Source organism: Oleiphilus sp. HI0086 (genome assembly GCF_001635225.1).
In genome coordinates this window covers 1-848 of sequence record NZ_LWFZ01001349.1, presented here as the reverse complement: position 1 = coordinate 848, position 848 = coordinate 1, and the positions used below count along the sequence as shown (strand labels likewise).

1 protein-coding gene is annotated in these 848 nt (G+C 47.1%); it reads left to right on the top strand.

Annotated features, from left to right (window positions below):
- Positions 1 to 62: 62 nt before the first annotated feature.
- Positions 63 to 770, top strand: coding sequence for a hypothetical protein (locus A3756_RS23270; RefSeq protein ID WP_156490203.1), 708 nt, complete (start codon positions 63 to 65; stop codon positions 768 to 770).
- Positions 771 to 848 lie beyond the last annotated feature (78 nt).

Below are 848 nucleotides of genomic sequence, written 5' to 3'. Positions count from 1 at the left end.
CTTGGAGTAAGAGAATCTCCTGGCGAGTGATGTAATATGGATAGAATACGCAAGAGGTATGGATGAGTAGGGCTGTTTCGAGTATCAAGGGTCGCTGTATGCGCGAATGCAGGAAGAGTCTTCGTCTTGTTATATATTGCGTGTTGGCTTGTGCATCCTCGTTGGTTGGTGCCGAGCCTCCCGAAGGGCTGGACTTTATTGGTGGCTATTATGAGAAAGGTGAGTATAAGTGTTATGCGGAGCCTTGCTTTACAATTCATAAAGGAACCGAGGCAGCTGCTGCGAAAGACCGGCCTTTTTCCCCAAGAGATTGGCAACCTAGAACACGAAGTTGCCAAAAAGCTTATACACAAGCGCTGGCAACAGCGAGTACAGTCGATATTCGCTATGCCAAAAAAGGTGACTGTGTTTTCGTTGTCGAAGGCGAATGGCTTGACCCCTATACCACCGAAGTTATTACTGAGTTAGGTGATATCGCACTAGATCAGTTGGTGAGCTATAGAGAAGCCCACCGTTACGGTGGTGCGTACTGGTCTCATGCTCAACGTATGGAGCTGGTGAGCGATTCAGATAACATCGTGCCGGTAGCTTCCATGAGCAAAAAAGCCCGCGCAGGGAAGTCGCCGACCCAGTGGATGCCCGAGAACAAAGCTTATTGGTGTGACTATATCGTGCGCCGAGAGATTATTCAGCGCAAGTATAAGCTTTATCTGCCAAGAGAAGAGCGCGAATTTCAGCAGGAAATTAAAAAACTCTATTGCAAGTACTAGCTGAAATGATAGCGGCTCAGTGACTATCTAAAGGCCGGTTATAAGCGCTTATTTAACAGGGAAATAAGTTTCATTGGT